General features: G+C 57.6%; 16 protein-coding genes. 5 read left to right on the top strand and 11 right to left on the bottom strand.

Translation table 11 applies throughout. The features are described 5' to 3' along the window. Nucleotides 1–202: 202 nt before the first annotated feature. A complete protein-coding gene (locus NT179_09265) occupies nt 203–1,660 on the top strand; it encodes an RNB domain-containing ribonuclease (protein MCX5722203.1) in 1,458 nt (485 codons plus the stop codon). A gap of 179 nt (nt 1,661–1,839) precedes the next feature. Here NT179_09265 and NT179_09260 read toward each other — a convergent pair whose 3' ends face one another. From NT179_09260 to ylqF, 5 genes are all read right to left on the bottom strand, one after another. Beyond that, the gene (locus NT179_09260) at nt 1,840–2,235 is read right to left on the bottom strand and encodes a CBS domain-containing protein (GenBank protein MCX5722202.1); all 396 of its coding nucleotides are present in this window, start codon (nt 2,233–2,235) and stop codon (nt 1,840–1,842) included. 195 nt (nt 2,236–2,430) lie between these two features. Further along, nucleotides 2,431–3,774: an FAD-binding oxidoreductase gene (locus NT179_09255; GenBank protein ID MCX5722201.1), complete on the bottom strand. Its 1,344-nt coding sequence runs from the start codon at nt 3,772–3,774 to the stop codon at nt 2,431–2,433. 5 nt (nt 3,775–3,779) lie between these two features. Continuing rightward, a complete protein-coding gene (gene cfa, locus NT179_09250; GenBank protein MCX5722200.1) occupies nt 3,780–4,889 on the bottom strand; it encodes a cyclopropane fatty acyl phospholipid synthase in 1,110 nt (369 codons plus the stop codon). A 129-nt stretch (nt 4,890–5,018) separates the two neighbouring features. Next, nucleotides 5,019–5,900, bottom strand: a complete 882-nt coding sequence (locus tag NT179_09245; protein ID MCX5722199.1) for a fatty acid desaturase — start codon at nt 5,898–5,900, stop codon at nt 5,019–5,021. 199 nt (nt 5,901–6,099) lie between these two features. Next, a complete protein-coding gene (ylqF, locus tag NT179_09240; GenBank protein ID MCX5722198.1) occupies nt 6,100–6,993 on the bottom strand; it encodes a ribosome biogenesis GTPase YlqF in 894 nt (297 codons plus the stop codon). A 106-nt stretch (nt 6,994–7,099) separates the two neighbouring features. On the opposite strand from ylqF, the gene NT179_09235 reads away from it, so the two are divergent. Beyond that, nucleotides 7,100–7,678, top strand: a complete 579-nt coding sequence (locus tag NT179_09235) for a hypothetical protein (protein MCX5722197.1) — start codon at nt 7,100–7,102, stop codon at nt 7,676–7,678. Between the two features lie 55 nt (nt 7,679–7,733). On the opposite strand, the gene NT179_09230 is transcribed toward NT179_09235, so the two are convergent. The 3 genes from NT179_09230 to NT179_09220 all read right to left on the bottom strand — a co-directional run bounded on the left by NT179_09230 (nt 7,734) and on the right by NT179_09220 (nt 10,993). Continuing rightward, complete coding sequence (locus NT179_09230) at nt 7,734–8,795, bottom strand: hypothetical protein (protein MCX5722196.1); 1,062 nt, start codon at nt 8,793–8,795, stop codon at nt 7,734–7,736. A 355-nt stretch (nt 8,796–9,150) separates the two neighbouring features. Next, nucleotides 9,151–9,636 (bottom strand): YbaK/EbsC family protein, encoded by a 486-nt coding sequence (locus NT179_09225; GenBank protein ID MCX5722195.1) that lies wholly within the window; start codon nt 9,634–9,636, stop codon nt 9,151–9,153. Nucleotides 9,637–10,051: 415 nt separating this feature from the next. Next, nucleotides 10,052–10,993: a glutathione S-transferase family protein gene (locus NT179_09220; protein ID MCX5722194.1), complete on the bottom strand. Its 942-nt coding sequence runs from the start codon at nt 10,991–10,993 to the stop codon at nt 10,052–10,054. Nucleotides 10,994–11,426: 433 nt separating this feature from the next. Here NT179_09220 and NT179_09215 point away from each other — a divergent pair, with 433 nt between their 5' ends. After that, nucleotides 11,427–12,236 (top strand): hypothetical protein, encoded by an 810-nt coding sequence (locus tag NT179_09215; GenBank protein ID MCX5722193.1) that lies wholly within the window; start codon nt 11,427–11,429, stop codon nt 12,234–12,236. 139 nt (nt 12,237–12,375) lie between these two features. Here NT179_09215 and NT179_09210 read toward each other — a convergent pair whose 3' ends face one another. Beyond that, nucleotides 12,376–12,669 carry a putative addiction module antidote protein gene (locus NT179_09210; protein MCX5722192.1) on the bottom strand — a complete coding sequence of 98 codons (294 nt, stop codon included), beginning with the start codon at nt 12,667–12,669 and terminating at the stop codon, nt 12,376–12,378. Further along, nucleotides 12,666–12,998, bottom strand: coding sequence for a type II toxin-antitoxin system RelE/ParE family toxin (locus NT179_09205; protein ID MCX5722191.1), 333 nt, complete (start codon nt 12,996–12,998; stop codon nt 12,666–12,668). The genes NT179_09210 and NT179_09205 overlap by 4 nt, the downstream gene beginning before the upstream one ends. 190 nt (nt 12,999–13,188) lie before the next feature. On the opposite strand from NT179_09205, the gene NT179_09200 reads away from it, so the two are divergent. Continuing rightward, complete coding sequence (locus tag NT179_09200) at nt 13,189–14,247, top strand: DMT family transporter (GenBank protein ID MCX5722190.1); 1,059 nt, start codon at nt 13,189–13,191, stop codon at nt 14,245–14,247. 278 nt (nt 14,248–14,525) lie between these two features. Here NT179_09200 and NT179_09195 read toward each other — a convergent pair whose 3' ends face one another. Next, nucleotides 14,526–15,011, bottom strand: coding sequence for a nucleoside deaminase (locus tag NT179_09195; protein ID MCX5722189.1), 486 nt, complete (start codon nt 15,009–15,011; stop codon nt 14,526–14,528). A 453-nt stretch (nt 15,012–15,464) separates the two neighbouring features. On the opposite strand from NT179_09195, the gene NT179_09190 reads away from it, so the two are divergent. Next, nucleotides 15,465–16,136, top strand: a complete 672-nt coding sequence (locus tag NT179_09190) for a hypothetical protein (GenBank protein MCX5722188.1) — start codon at nt 15,465–15,467, stop codon at nt 16,134–16,136. Nucleotides 16,137–16,225 lie beyond the last annotated feature (89 nt).

Here is a 16,225-nt window from a genome sequence, read left to right as displayed (position 1 = left end):
CTGGCCACTCCCCTCAAGAGAGGTAGGGCAGTAGAAGGCCCTCGCCCGGGCTAATGGCACGTCTCGGCGTGCCAGTGGGTGGGCGGGTGAGAAAGCTACGCGCAGTGGAAGATCAATCAACCCCCATTCCTGAAGAGGTAACGAGCGAGCTTGGAGGGATTGTTTCTAGCCATACTTGCTATGCACAGGATTGAAGGGATGCATGAAACATCATCGCACTGATCTCCGGAGTCTCGCTCGTCGCGCCATGGTCGAGCGAGGCTTGTTGCCTGATTTTTCCGCTGCGGCGATGGCCGAGCTGGCCCGCATCGAGACTGCTGCTACCGATCTGGATGAGAACCAGCGTGACTTAACGGGGCTCCTCTGGGCCTCGATCGACAACGACGATTCCCGAGACCTCGATCAACTCACGGTGGCTCAGCCAGGCGCTGGTCGGTCCGTGAAGATTCTAGTTGCGATTGCCGACGTGGACGCGCTGGTCGCTAGGGAGTCCGCCCTTGATGGTCACGCCAAGCACAATACGACCTCGGTCTATACGTCCGGCGAGATGTTTCCTATGTTGCCGGAGAAACTCTCGACCGATCTGACCTCTCTTGGCGAAGGGCAGGACCGTCTTGCGATTGTCGTGGAGATGGTGATTGCGGAGGATGGGGCGGTCCTCAGTTCGACCCTCTTTCGTGCAGTGGTCAAAAATCATGCGAAGCTGGCCTACAACAGTGTCGCAGCCTGGCTTGCGGGGGAGGCTCCCGCGCCTGATCTGGTCGAGTCTGTTTCCGGCCTCGCGGCGCAACTCCGACTTCAAGACCAGGTCGCGCAGCGGCTCAAGGCACGACGTCATCATCAGGGAGCCCTCAGTCTTGAAACGATCGAGCCTCGAGCCGTGTTTGACGGTGAGGTGTTGACCGATCTCAGGATCGAGCAGAAGAATCGCGCCAAGGAACTGATCGAAGATTTCATGATCGCCGCGAATCAGGCGACGGCCTCCTATCTCAAGGGAAAGGGCGTGCCGTCCTTCCGCCGCATCCTGCGCTCTCCGGAACGCTGGCTGCGGATTGTCGAAGTGGCAGCCCGCTGGGGCGAACACTTACCTCCTGAGCCGGACGCGAGCGCGCTCGAAGGATTCCTCGTGACGAGGCGGAAGGCCGATCCCCTGACCTTCCCCGATCTGTCTCTGGCCATTGTGAAGCTCATTGGCAGAGGCGAATATGTGCTGGACCAATCGAAGGATGGGTCTCCGGAACATTTCGGGCTGGCGGTGAAGGGCTATACCCATTCCACGGCGCCCAACCGGCGCTTCCCCGATCTCATCACCCAGCGGCTGGTCAAGGCGGCGCTGGCCGACGCGCCGACTCCGTACAAACCGGAAGAGCTGAAGTATCTGGCCGAACATTGCACCGAGAAAGAAGACGATGCGGAAAAGGTCGAACGGCGGCTTCGTAAATCCGCCGCCGCCCTCTTGCTCGAATCGCGGATCAGGGAACGCTTCGACGCCATCGTGACGGGCGCGTCAGACCGGGGCACATGGGTTCGTCTCCTTGAGCCGCCGGTTGAAGGGCGAGTGGTGACGGGCACGACGGGCCTCGACGTCGGAGACAAGGTACGAGTGGAACTCATCAGCACGGATGTTGAGCGGGGGTACATCGACTTCGTCAGAGTCTGATTGGGAGAGAGTCGCCGTTCTCTGGTTTGTCTTGTTCAGGGAACGAAATAAACCAGACAAACCCACATGCCAGATAAACTGTCCATGTCTCGCTGTTCGCGCATTTCCCGCACGTCTGGCGATCACACGTCGTGATTCAGGGTGCCGAGACCTTCGGCACCAGCCTGTCAGACTCACGGTTATTGGGAGGGGGGAGGCAGGTAGACTCTGAGCAGGTCTCTCCAACTGACGATGCCGCTGACCTTTCCGTCTTGCGTAACGACGGGAAGACAGGAGACCCGGTTTCCCAGCAGCCGCTGCGCCGCAATCTCGACGGTTTCGCTGGCCTCGACGGTGATCGGATTCCGGCTCATGATCTGGTGGGCTCGTTTGTTGAGGGTGGCCCGGTCTCGGTCCAGTTCGGACAGGGATCCGATAAAAGGGCTGATGGCTTTGAGTAAGTCTCGATCGGAGATCACGCCCACCAGCCGTTCTGACTCCAGGACCAAGAGATGATGGAAATGGAACTCCAGGAAGAGCTCACGGGCTTTAGCGAGGCTGTCGTCCATGGTGATGCTGATCACCTTCTTGGACATGATGCTCTTTACGGTCTGAGAGGGGAGCTCTTCCATCGTTCTGTCGGGTGGTGTGCCATGAATGGGGCGCTCAACCATAGCGAAATTATAGCTCCACTGTCGCCTCATGCCCAGCGTTTATGAAAAATGAAGATCCGCGTGCACTCCATTTCGCGGCGCGTGGGGGGCTTTCTTTCAAGACTTCTTGTAGCGGAGTCACTTTGCGAGGACGCATTTCTCGTAGAGATCTTTAAGCTGGCAGGTCGGATCGTAGCGGGTCTTGAGCCTGCGGTAGGTGGTTTCGTCGTAGAGCTGCCAAAATGTTTCGCGCGAATAAAAGGCATTCGAGTAGAGAGATTTCTTGCCCCCGAGCTCCCGGACCTTCGCTTCTATTTTCTTATTGAAGTAACCCTCCTCGTGATCGCTCCTGACGGAATCCCAGAACCCGAAATTGACATACAGGGTTCGTGGACTCATGGGATACAACGGATAGGAGACCGCTGGATCGTAGGCCGCGACCGGGCAGATCCATACGGGCGTGATGCCGATTTCTTTGTTGAAGAACCGCGCGAATGCCGGCGCATGCTCAAGAGGAATTTCCACGTCCTGAATCACCGCTTCCTGTCGCCCGCCCAGAACTCTGGCCACCAGTTGCGCGCGGGGTGAATCGTTGAATCGCTTGCGCAGCTTCCAATAGACCGTGGAGTTGAGACGCTTCCTGCCCCAGAGCCAGCGCACCAGCGGCTGCTGCGCGAGGAAATGTTTCGAGCACCAGAACCAATCGGTGTCCCAGCGCCACAGATAGTCGTGCGTCGTGAGGTAGTCGATCCTTTTGCGGGGGATCGACCGGTAGTAGATGTGCCGATAGGTGTAATCGCTGAGCCCTTCGGCCTGGTCGGTGAATGTCCCGGTCGTGATATAGAGCTCCTGCCCATGGAACATCGTGCCGTCGACGAAATCCACCTGCCTGTCCTGGCAGACCTGCCCCAGCGCGCGGAAATAGGTTTCTAAATCTGAATGGCGCTCGTGTTTGAGTGTGACGAATTTCTTGACGGGCACGAGCGCCACTTTCACTTTCAGCGCATAGCCCAGCGTGCCATACGAATTGGCAAAACCGAAAAATAAATCGCGATGCTCGTTCTCTTGGGTGGCGACTGCAACCGTTCCGTCCGGCAGGAGGACGTCGATGGCCAGGATCGTTTCATGGACGAAGCCGTACTTGAACGAGGAGGATTCAATGCCGATTCCCGCCGTCGCTCCGCCGATGGTGATCGATTTCAGTTGGGGCACGACGGCGGGCATCAGCTGGAAGGGCAGCGTGGCACGAACGAGGTCTTCGTAGGTCGTCATCCCTTCGACGTCCGCGTACCGTTCGTGCTCGTTGACGTGGATCACGTGATTGAAGTGGCGCAGATCCAGCTTCTGCCGAGGCTCCTGAATCCGTTGCCGGAACAGATTGGACGTCGATTTCTCGAGCGCGAGGGGGCCGGCCGTGGCTGACGCACGAAGGGTCTTGATCAAGGCGTCGCGTTTGCGGGCATGCTCTTCAGACAAGATCATGGCCATTACCGCACCGATTCGTAGCCGCCCAGCAGGCCCCGCTTCGACATCACGATTTGCCAGAGGTGGATGGTGCGGGCGCGGAAGGCTCCCGCGAGGGACAGCAGATAGTAGCGCCACATGCGGGTGAAGCGCTCGTCGAAGGCGGGGGGCAACTGTCCCCGTTGCCGGTCGACATTCTCCTGCCATGCCAGGAGGGTGCGATCGTAGTCGGTCCCGAAATTATGCCAGTCCTCCAGGACAAAGAGCCCTTCCATCGCCGCGCTCAGTTGCGCCACGGAGGGCAGCATGCCGCCGGGGAAAATGTATTTGTCGAACCAGGGGTCGCCGGTGGTGGCTGAGATATTGTTGCCGATGCTATGGAGGAGAAAGAGGCCGTGCGGTTTGACGGTCCGGTGGGCCACCTCCATGAGGGTCCGGTAATTTTTGAATCCCACATGTTCGCAAATGCCGATGGCGGCGACCTTGTCGAACTCCCCGCTCGCGTTACGATAGTCGCTGAGCCTGATCTCCACGGGAAGTCCGGCGCATCGGCGCCGCGCAAAGGCCACTTGCTGCTCGGAAATATTGTAGGCGACCACCGAGCAGCCATAGTTGGCAGCCGCATAATGCGCGAAGCCGCCCCATCCGCACCCCAGCTCCAGGACTCGCTCGCCTTGCTTGAGTTGCAGCTTCCGGCAGATCAAATCTAATTTGTGCTCCTGCGCCTCCGCCAGGTTCTGCGCCCGCTTCCAATAGGCGCAGGTATATTGCATGTGGGGGCCCAGCATGCGTTCGTAAAACTCGTTGTTCAAGTCGTAGTGTTGTTGCGCGACTCGTGTGGAGCGGCGCTGATTCTGCATGTTGAACAGGCGGGCCTGGAGCATGTTCAGCATGAGCCGCTTGTCGCGCACGGCCTTGTCGAGTCCGGCCGTATGAAATCGAAAAAAGAATTCGTCCAGCTGATTGGCGTCCCACCAGCCTTCCATGTAGGACTCGCCGAGCCCGAGCGAGCCCTCGGTCAGGATCCGGTCGTAGAATCGGTCGTTGTGGACGTGGATATCCCCCGGTTGAGACCCGTTCACATGTACCTGCGCTCTTTCGAGCAGCCCGTGAACAACGTGTTGTGGATCCATAGGGGGCAACCGCCTTTCCTTGGTCTAGGGGGTGGTATGCTCCGTGTAACGCACGGCGAATGGATTGTGTGAAGTGAGGGCTACGACGGAAGAAGACACCATAAGGAGTGATCGCTCCGTTGAGTCTTGCTACAGGGCTTGGGCGTTTCCGGACGCGAGGATCTTGGCTTTGATGTGGGGAGGAGGAGTTCTCAGGTCCCACACGATTCCGAACCAGGAGAGCACGGTCAAGATATAGTAGGAGAAGTCCACTTCCCACCAGAACCATCCCTGATTGACCGACGATTGGTAGTAATGGTGGTTGTTATGCCAGCCTTCCCCGCAACAGAGCACCGCCAGGATGAAACTGTTCTTGCTGCCATCGCGGGAGTTGTAGCGAACCCGACCGACGATGTGCGTCAGGGAGTTGATGAAGAAGGTGCAATGGTAGAGGACGGTGGTGGAAATGAAGAAGCCCCAGATCAGTCCCGGGAAGCCTCCCACCGCATACATCAGCCCCGCATAGAGGAGGGGCGGAATGACGTGAAACTGGTTGAGGAAGCGCAGCTCGGGATATTTCGCCAAGTCTCGCACGAGACGGAGATCGGTCTGCACATAATTCTCGGATAAGAGCCATCCAATATGGGAAAACCAGAATCCCCTTTGCAGGGGGGAGTGGCGATCTTTTTCCTGATCCGAGTGCTTATGGTGGTGCCGATGGTGTGCGGCCCACCAGAGCACGCCCTTTTGCGCAGATGTCATGGCGAGAAACGCCAGGAGAAACTGGAAGGCCCGGCTGGTTTTGTATGAACGGTGCGAAAAGTAGCGGTGGTATCCTGCCGTGATGGCGAACATTCGCAGGTAGTAGCTGGTAACGGCCAGGGCCACCAACTTCCAGCTGATGCCGGTCTGAATGATCCACAGACACATCAGGTGGATGCTGAGGAACGGGAGCACTCCCTGCCACTGGTATTTCTCAGCTTCAGGCGCCTGATCGGTGGCGTCAATGGAATCGCACGATAGTCTATTCATGCAGGGGGCCCATCGGTCACGTCTCTCTCCGAGTTCAGTCCGAGGTCTCAGGAAACGGGGCCATTCTACTCGAATACGCGTGCTGAGAGAAGAGGAAAACGCGTCACATTAGAAAACTATTGAGGGACCATTATGACGGAGTCCTGGGGCTGGTGCAGCTAAAAAAATCAGGCTCATAGAGCAAGCGGATACGTGTATGTCACGAGATGGTCGTGTTTGCGCTCAGCGGCGATACGTTCGGCATGGTCTCGCGCCTGTCCGGCTCTTCCAGGCTAGTGCGGCCAAGTGTGCCGTTGCGGTAATCCAACAGAAGAATCCTCGCCGCTTTGTCCCGGTCTAGCCCGCCGCCGCTTCTGGTCAGGAGGCAGCCTCGCTTTTTGGCAATGGCGTCGATTACGTCCGTATGCGTCAGTCCCTCCACGGCAAATCCGTAGCGGGCCGTGAGTCTGGCGGGATAGCGCGCGAGCAGGATGGCGGCGAGAAATTCGGCGACCGCTTCGTCATCGACGACCGTATGGCCCACGGCGTTGATCGTGGCGAGGAGGAGGCCCACGTTCGGGTCTTTGATGGTTCCCCACAAGAGTCCCGGCGAGTCGGTGATGGCCATATGGTCGTTCAATTTGTGCCGCTGCTGGACCTTGGTCACGGCCGGCTCGTCGCCCACGCGCGCGATGCGGCGCTTGAGGAGCGTGTTCATCATGGTCGATTTGCCGACGTTGGGAACTCCCATGATCAGCATGCGGAGCGGCTTCACACTGCTGTTGCGATGGGGGGCCAGCAGCTGGCAGAGCTGGGGCACTTTGGAGGCATCGCCCGCCCGGCTGCACGAGAGGGCCACGGCGCTGACGTTCGGTTGCCGGTTATAGAAGTCGAGCCAGGCTTGCGTGATGGCGGGATCGGCGAGATCGGCCTTGTTGAGCACTTTCAGGCTCGGACGCTGGCGGACCAGGCGGAGCTCTTCGATCAGCGGATTGCAGCTGGCTTCCGGTATGCGCGCATCCAACACCTCGACGATGACATCGATCACTTCCATCGTCTTGGCCGCTTCTTTGCGCGCCGCATTCATGTGACCGGGGAACCACTGGATAGACATGTCCGCTTAACCTTCTCGGTGAATAGGCCTTGTATTCTACACTGTCGGCTGCCTTATATGCGCTGTCTGTGGTACATAGAACAACTCATTCTTTGGGGAACCTGTCATGGCGAGACGATCGGCACAGTGTCTGTTTTTCACGGTCTTTGCGGTCGCCTGGCTGACGCTCTCGCCAGAGAGCCATGCCCTGGTGGAGATTCTCCCTGATGTGTCATTGACGGTGGATGGCCGGGCCATCCAGGATCACAGGGCGGTTGTCTCCTATCCGGCTCTGCGGGAGATTCTGGCGGCCTTCGGTCGCGCCGAAGCCGCCGTACAGAAACAGGACCTGGACCAGGTGCTGCAATTTTATGCCAAGGCCTACAATTATCATGGCCTGAAGCCGACGGATGTGCGCCGAATCTGGGACGAAGTCTTCACCCACTACCATAACCTGTCGTCCACCCATCTCTTTTCAGTGGTGAAGGTGTTCCGGTCCGGGTCTCAGCTGCGTGCGGAAATCACCTGCACCGGCGGGCTGTACGGCACGGAGTCCCAGGGCGGCGCGCGGATCACGCTGGATAGCTGGTTCCAGGAGGTCCACTATCTGGTCCATGAGGATGGGGCCTGGCGTTTTCTCGGCAATGCCGGCGTTGCGCCAAGCGCAGAGCCGTTTACGTCGAGTCCGCATCACCCACTCTTCTAGTCACGGCAGAATGCTGAAAACGTCCGCCAGCTTCGTTCTCGGCTCATCGAAATCCTCAACGTACCCCTGAGGGTATGCCTCCGGTTTCGACTCGCCTGCGGCCTTGCTGGACGGCCATTTTGAGCATTCGGTGGAATGGCTCTGCTTCTGTATTTACGTTACGGGCTATCGGTCTCGGATTCGGCCGAGTAACGGTGATGGCTCGTGATTCCATCAGGGCTCCAACTTCTTCGTTCGCCGCTTCGATCTCAAACTGCTCGCGTCGGATCTCGTTGCCGGCGCGAGTACGATAGACCAGCTCGTCCGTCTCGAAATCATATTCCGGACACTCGGCGCTCTCCCATCGCTGCACGAAGTAGTGGGCGTAGAGGGTATAGAGGCCATGGTCCTTGCGGTTATGCCGCAGGACATATTCGGGCATGGTCTGGATATCCAGATCGGCATGGTAATGCTGGAGCCACAGGTAGTCGCCCAGGATCACCAGTTTGATCAACGGGGAATCCGCATAAAGCTTGAGTTTGACGTCCTTCCCTATGGCCTTCAGCCGCTTGAGGAGCTGGATGCTGTGCCGGACTTCTTTCCGGAATGTGTCCAGTGTGAACTCGGGATGGTTGACCGCCTGGATGCGTGCGCTCGCTTCCTGGCTGTAGGGATTCACCAGCATGATTCTGGCTCCCAGGCATTTGTCGAGTACCGACGACAGGCCGCCCACTTGATCCACAAAGGTGCTGTGGCCGCTGGACCCGATGACCGAGATGGTCCGGCCCGTGCCCTGCTCGTCTTTGAGTTGCTCGATATGTTGCTGCGCCCCCCTCGTGCGGCGCGGGAAGAATGAGACGAGGCCTGCGCCGGTCGCTACGGTGGCGAGGGCCCGGTCCCGCTTGCTGCGATGGACGTAGTTGAGACAGACGATCAGGAGGATCGCCACCGTCATTTCTACGGCGATGAGCGAGAGCTTGTCATGCTCGACGCGTGACCAGAACGACAAGAACTGTTTGGCCCCTGCCGGCAGCAAGAGCGCAATACCGGCGCTCATGGCGACGATAAGAATGTGATAGAGGCTCCCTGCGGCGTCGCGCAGGAATGCCCGGACTGTTGACCATACGGATAGAAACAAGGATGCACCTCTTTGAATGTAACGGACGACCCCACGGCGATGACGGGCTGGCAATGTGAGCGATGGATGGGTACGCCTAAAGCGGAGAGCTCAGCAGATGCAGAACGGCTGCGTGCGGACAAAAAAAGATCGCATGAGACTTCGTGTCTAATGGGGGACTGCAGCCCCCGAACACGGAAGGTCTTATGCGATCAAGACCACTGTAGCATGGACAGAGCGGCGAAACAAGCGCTGATAGTCGAGGGGGCGAAGAGCTAATAGCTGATGGCGTATGGCGGGGGAGAGACCGTCTGCATTTATGTTAGGGCCGATACCATCAGCTATCAGCCATACGCTCTTTTCTTGGGGCGAGCTGTTAGTACTGGAGCGTTGACGGCTCCCTATGAAACTGCGCCACGGTGGGATGCACCAGTTCAGCAAAGTCTCGGTAGCGAAGTTTCATGGCTCCCGTATGGGTTCCCGCGTCGAAGAAGATGTGCTCGTCTTGCGTGAGCAGCTGATCGACATAGACGGCCATGTTGTAGAGATTGCCGAAGGGGGGCATCGTGCCTACTTCGCAGTCGGGAAAGAGTTCCGCGAGCTCACGTTCCGTTGCCAGCCTCACATGTTTGCTGTCCAGCGCCTCCTCGAGTCGCTTAAAATCCACCCGCCAGGTGGAGGGGAGGACTACCGTCACGAACCGCTGGTCTGCTTTGACGATCACTACTTTGGCGAAGAGCTCGCCCCGCACGTGGAGGGCTTCAGCCGTTCTTCGTGCGCTAAAGGCCGCGTCATGACTGACCGCTTCGTAGGGGATCTTGTGGCTGTCGAGATAGGTTTGGAGTCTTTTCAGGACGGGCATGGCAACCTCCATGGAGTAGGCAGGATGCTCAAAAAACCTGCCAGCGTCGTTCTCGCATCGTTCAGACCCTCAACGTACCCTCCGGATACGCCTCGGGCCTTCACTCGCTGCGGCCTTGCTGGCAGCCTTTTTGAGCATCCTGCGTTCGTGACCTGCGACGATTGAAATATAAAGAGAGCAAGGGGAGTGCCATTACTGCCGTGCAAGATGGCGGTGGCAAATCTGTGATGTGCTGCGTGGTTAGAGTAGGGGGCAGGATAGAGCAGCCGGGGCAACAGACCGGTTCCGTAGCAGAATAGGGCAATGGTGCAGGGCGGGCTGTCCTGAAATGCTACGTTGCTTGGGGGCGTGAAACGTAAAACGTGAAATGTTCGAATCCGAGCACGAAAACATTTTATGTCTCACGTCTCTTTTATTAAAGACGTTCGCGGCCATGTGGAGTGGTGAGGTCTTGATCGGGGCCGAGAGGGACGATGCGGGTCGGGTTGATGTCGGCATGAGTGACGTAGTAATGCCGTTTGATATGGTCGAAGTTCACGGTGTCGGCGATGCCATTCGTCTGATAGAGGTCCTTGAGGTAGCCGAAGAGGTTCGGATAGTCGATGATCCGACGGAGGTTGCACTTGAAGTGCCCATAGTAGACGACGTCGAAGCGCACGAGGGTGACGAACAGGCGCCAATCGGTTTCGACGAATTGTGAGCCGAACAGATAGCGTTGGCGCGCAAGCCGGTCCTCGAGCTGATCGAGGGCGTCGAAGAGGCGCAGCACGGCTCGTTCGTAGGCCTGCTGCGAGGTGGCGAACCCCGCGCGATAGACGCCGTCGTTCACATTCTCGTAGATGAAGGTGTTGAGGTCGTCGATCTCTTTCCTGATGCCTTCTTGATAGAGGTCGATCGTGCTATTAGTGAAGCGGTTGAACTCGCCGTTGAACATCCGCATAAGGTCATCGTCGGAATTCGTGACGATGCGTTTCGTCGCCGTATCCCACAGGACAGGGACGGTGAATCGTCCCCGATAGTCAGGGTCGGTGGCTTCGTAGGCCTGGCTGAGGAATTGGAATCCGTTGATGGGATCGAGCGAATGGCCCGGCCCGTCGCGAAAGGCCCAGCCCCGTTCATCGCGGATCGGGTCCACGACCGTCATGCCGATCACGTCTTCGAGCTGTTTGAGTTTCCGCACGATGATCGTGCGATGGGCCCAGGGGCAGGCCAGGGAGACATAGAGATGATAGCGGCCGCTCGCAGCCTGGTAGCTGGAGCTCCCGCTCGCCGTCACCCAGTTCTTGAAGGCATCCGGCTGCCTGGTGAAGGCACCCTTGGCACTCTGTTCGTCCGGAAATTGTGCCTTAATGGTCATCGTCAGGTTCCCGATGTCTCTACAGTACCATATTAATGAGGGGAGGGAGGGGGAAGTAGCCAGGTGCCCTTCTTGCTCGCAGAACGCGCACGATGAAACGGTGCTTGTTCGATGCGCGCAGTGAAGGGCAGCCTGACCACTCCCCCATGAAGAGGTAGAGAGAACCAGACGGCCCTCGCTGGCCGCGCACAGTGGGAGAACATCTAGCCTGCCCTCAGAGGTGAAGGTGGAAGAGCGGTAGCCGCTCGATGTGCCTAGCGGAGACCACGCCAGCCGCTTCGCTGACTGCGGATGTGGGTGGAAAGTTGAGTTCAAGTCTTATTGGACACGCGCGGTATTCGTTTACGTAGGGTGGCGTTTGGCAGTATATAATCCTACTGCGGTACAGTTTCTGGCACAATTGGAAGAAGCTAGTGAGCCTAGGCAGAGCGACATGAAAGCCACGCACTACAGCCGCCATCGAGCTGCGAATTATATTGATCAAAGTCGGCATCCCTTGTTGTACGGGATTTCACAGGAGGCCGATTGGATCTCAGAAGACGAATTTCCTGCAGCCTCAGAGTGGGCCGATGTACACGAAGAGTGGCTTCGGTTTGTTGACGGCAAGGGACAGATGCCCCGGTTTGTTTCTAGGCTTAAGAAGTCGGCGTACCAGCGGGACCGGACGTTTGCCGAGATTGCTGTCGGATATTTTCTTGAAACGAAGTGCTCCTTGCCGATTATTGAATGGGAACCACCCGGAGAAGGCCGAACCAGGGGAGAATTCATGGTTGGCGCGACTCGCGAAAGAGTGTTCGTTGAAGTAAAGACCGGTGGCTGGCAGAAGGACGTAAAGGAAGCTGAGGGGAAGAACAGTCCGCGGTTCACTCAGCCAAAATACATTCAGGCAGAGGCGCGGTCTGTCGGTAATTGGGTAGTGATTCGAAATGCCGTATCGAATGGATATAAAAAGTTTCGCGATTCCACCCCAAGCTTGTTGATGATCAGGGACGACTATTTCGTATCGCTAGAGAAACTCCTCGGCCCCGACATCGCTCTCTATCGCTCTGGCGATGGCTGCTTCACGGACCGGCGATACGAATGCCTTGGTGGTGTTGGAATCTTCAGAGTTGATCTCAGGGACACAGGGTTGCACTATCATTTCTCTGTGTACGAGAACCCGAATGCGCTGGACTCGGTGAAATTGCCGAAGGCCGTTTTTCAAGGCTATCCACGATGTAATGGAACAGGTAAGCTGAAATGATGCCCCCGGCGCGGGTGGTGTATGGTGCGGTCAGTGGCAGAGAGCTCGTTGCGGTAGATTGAGAGTCAGGTTTTGCAATCTCACATCGCGCGGCATTTCGTCTCTTTCATTTAACCGTTCACATCTTACGTTTCACGTCTTATCGGTTGGCAGTTACGGCGAGGCGGAATCCTAAGGCGTGCAGTAGGGTGTCGAGGCTTTTCAGTTCTGGGTTTCCGCGTTCTGAGAGCATCTTGTAGAGACTTTCGCGGTTGAGTTTGGTTTTCTCCGCGAGTTGTGCCACGCCGCCTTGTGCTTCAGCCACGTTTCTCAGCGCCACTAAGAACAGTTCCGGGTCTTCTTCCTCCAACGCCGCATTCAGATACTCTCCCGCCTCGATGGGGTCGCGCAAGCCCTCAATCAGTTCCGCTTGATAGGATTTGCTCTTCTTCATGGCCGCCTCCTGTACTCGCTCCAATAGCGTTTTGCTTGTTCGATATCGTTGGCTTGCGTGCTCTTATCTCCTCCACAGAGGAGCAGCACAATGGCTGTACCTGCCTGACCGAAATAGACTCGATAGCCAGGGCCGTAATCGATGCGGAGCTCCTGCACCCCGTCACCCACGCCACGACAATCGCCAAGATTCCCAAGACTGACTCGATCTAACCGCATTCGAATTTTAGCGCGGGCCTTGGTGTCCCGTAGCGAGGCGAGCCATTCGCTGAAGGGGGCCCGGCTATCTTCTGTTACGTAGATCTGGAGATCTTTGGGCGTAGCCTCCATGACTCATAGCGTAGCTTATAAGCTACTTTCTGGCAAGGAGTAACATTCGATGGCTGCGAAGCATCGTTTCGCAGCGCGCGGTAGTTCGCCGCTTGTTTCCTGCCATTGTCAGTGGGGTGATATCCGACCAGGCCGTCGGCGAAGCCTGACCCATTGCGCTGCGGTTTTCCCCTCGGTAAGCTGCCTTCCCATGAGTCCTTCGAAACGGCAAGGAGCGTTCTTCGGGCTTGCGGCTGCCCTGTTGTTCGGCATCAGTCCTCCCTTCGCTAAGCTGTTGCTGCCGGAGAGCGGCCCGATCCTGATCGCGGGCTTGCTCTATCTCGGCGCGGGCCTGGGATTGCTCCTCTTCGAGATGACCGGACGCCCGCTTCAGCATGGGGTACAGGAGGCCCCGGTCCGTCGGGCCGATGTCGGATGGCTGGCGGGGGTGATTCTCACCGGGGGGATGCTCGGTCCCTTTCTGATGTTGTGGGGACTGGAGCGCCTGTCAGGCGTCCTGACCTCATTGCTCTTGAATCTGGAAGCGCCCCTCACCGTGTTGGTCGCCGTGCTTGTCTTTCGCGAACATTTGGTCCGGCTCGAACTGGCCGGCGTTCTCGCGATCGTTGTTGCTGCAGGGATACTCACCTATCAGCCAGGCGCGATCCGTGGCGACCTCGTCGGTATCCTTGCCGTGTTGGGCGCCTGTCTCTGCTGGGCGGTCGACAACAATCTGAGTCAACGTCTCTCGCTGCGCGATCCGCTGGTGGTCACGCGCATCAAGACCCTCGGCGCCGGTCTCGGGATGCTCGGCCTGGCGGGTCTCACCAGCCAACCGTGGCCCTCGGTCGGGATGACGCTGGCGGCGTTGCTGCTGGGACTCGTCAGTTATGGGGTGAGTTTGGTGCTCGACATGCGTGCCCTTCGGCTGCTCGGCGCGGCGCGTGAGGCGGGGTTCTTTGCCACCGCTCCCTTCATCGGAGCGTTGGTTGCCGTGCCGGTTTTGGGCGAGCGATGGACCATGCAAGACGCGATCGCCACTGCGCTCATGCTGCTTGGCATCACATTGCTCCTCCGGGCGCATCATGCGCATGCGCACAGGCATGATGCGTTAGAGCATGACCATGTTCATCGGCACGAAGATCATCACGACCACCGGCATGACGGAGAGGTTTTACCTCACGAACCGCATGCTCATCTGCATCGGCACCTGCCCCTCACCCATGATCACCCGCACCTGTCGGAACTGCATCACCGGCATGACCACTAGGAATCGGAAAGAAACGGCGCAGTCACCCTTTTCGCGGCGCGCGACGTCCCAACGCTTGAAGGACATGCAGTTCCTGAAGTTCTTGTTCGCGCAATTTTTCGAAGCGGATAGATAGCTGGAAAATGACTATTAGTTCCCTGAGAGCCGGTATGGAAAGAGGACAGGATAGGCGAAGCGATCTTCCGATTTTTGGGCTAAACAGTCATGGAGCGTGATTCTCTCTCACTCGCGAGGTTTGAGATGTCCGTCAGATGAAGTCTTGAGTGATGCAACTGAAGTCATTGGTACGGGTTATAGATCATGCCGCCCCGCTTCTTGTACTCCTGAAGGACGGCTGCCGCTTCTTCTCGGCACAGGTCCTGAACAACTGAAATGCCTCTTGCTTCTAATGCGCTCGCCCAATTCTTTGGCTTAGGACCCTCATCGAACCCAATCGCTTCTGCGTCTTTGCCCCTCGCCCCACAAACGACTCTTCGGACTCCGGACCAGGGAATCGCTCCGTAGCACATGGCGCAAGGTTCGCAACTGGTGACCAATTCGTGCTCGGAAAATCCAGGCGCCCCGAGGTCAAAACTCTCGAGTTTTTTCTGTGCATTGGCTAAGGCAACCATTTCTGCATGGGAATGAGAGCAATTCGCTAACACAACAATGTTCACGCCAATAGAAACCAGGGTTCCCGTCTTTGCTTCAAAGACGGCCGCCCCAAAAGGCCCGCCTGTGCCATGTTCAATGTTTTTCATGGCTAAACGAATCACAAAACGCATGCGATCCTTGCTCGAAACCAGTGGCATCTTTTGTTGTCGCAGGGAGAATTTAGCCCAGGCAGGAAGGTTAAAGGGAGCCCCCGTTATGGGAGCTGTGTTCGAGGTGTCGCGTGTCATGGTCATATTGTATCGATTACGTGAGCTGCGTAAAAGGTTTCTTTGGAAAGTCGTAGAGGCCTGGGAGCAGACAGTTCGAGATTCTTTATGGCATATCGTGCATACCATGACGACAAAGCAGAATGAGAGCCAGGTTTTGGAATTCAACCTCGCGTGGTTGAGAAATATTGCCAGGCCCCGTTTCGGTCCGCGGAGGGTTTCGTCGTTCGTTTAACCGCTTACGTCTCACGTTTCACGGCTCATAGATTGCGCCGCATAGGGTAAGCTTGATAAACAAGGGGGCAGTTGTTGTAGAAGGGCTCGCTCTTTATTGCCGTACCAGGAGGATTTGCACCCATGGTTGACCTCGTTGCACGATTGATTCGACCTATGCCTGTCCGGTCGGTGCTCGCCGGCACGTTGCTGGGCCTGTTCCTGATGAGCCTGCTCCCTGCGTCGCTTGATGCGGCACGAGGAGGAGGGAAGACGGAAGTGTTGCCGGTGCAAACAGCTGCGCCGGCGGCGGTCGTGATCGAGACGATCGGAAATGAAGTGGAGCTGCGTCGGCAATTGCGGACGAAGAACGGAGTGGCCGAACTCAGTGCTTCCGCCTCCGGGATTCGGTTCTCGGTTGCGCCGACGGGGAGCTACGGGTTTATTACCCCGAGGCTGTTAGGCTTGGCGCTGGTCACGCAGAGTCCGGATCTTCCGTTAGAGGCAATCCCTCCCGTCGCGAATGCCTATGAGATCCATAAGCTGGCCGACGGCAGCGGGATGCTCGTGGGATTTGTGGCGGCGGAGCTGAAGCCCCTGTTGATGCCGAGCCAGCGGCCGAAAAATGTCCGGCTCTCGATGCATTCCAATCCCTCGGAGAAGACTCCCTATATCGTCGCGGTGCCCCTGGTCAAACTGGTTGTCGATCAGATGCCGCTCAAGCTCGATCCCAAGAAGCAGGACAGCGCGGTTTCGCTGGATATGGATTTGCAAGGTACGGCGAACCGGAAGTCGTCTCAAACCGGCCCTAACTAGTAGGATGCTGAAAACGTCTTGGCTGGCGCGAAGCGAGGACTTCAACTTGTTCTTCTGCTGCGTCGAGAGTAGGATCATCGAAGTTCTAA

This window comes from Nitrospirota bacterium (genome assembly GCA_026387665.1).
Taxonomy (GTDB): domain Bacteria; phylum Nitrospirota; class Nitrospiria; order Nitrospirales; family Nitrospiraceae; genus Palsa-1315.
Note: the sequence above shows the minus strand (reverse complement) of the source record. Positions and strands in the feature narration are given on the sequence as shown.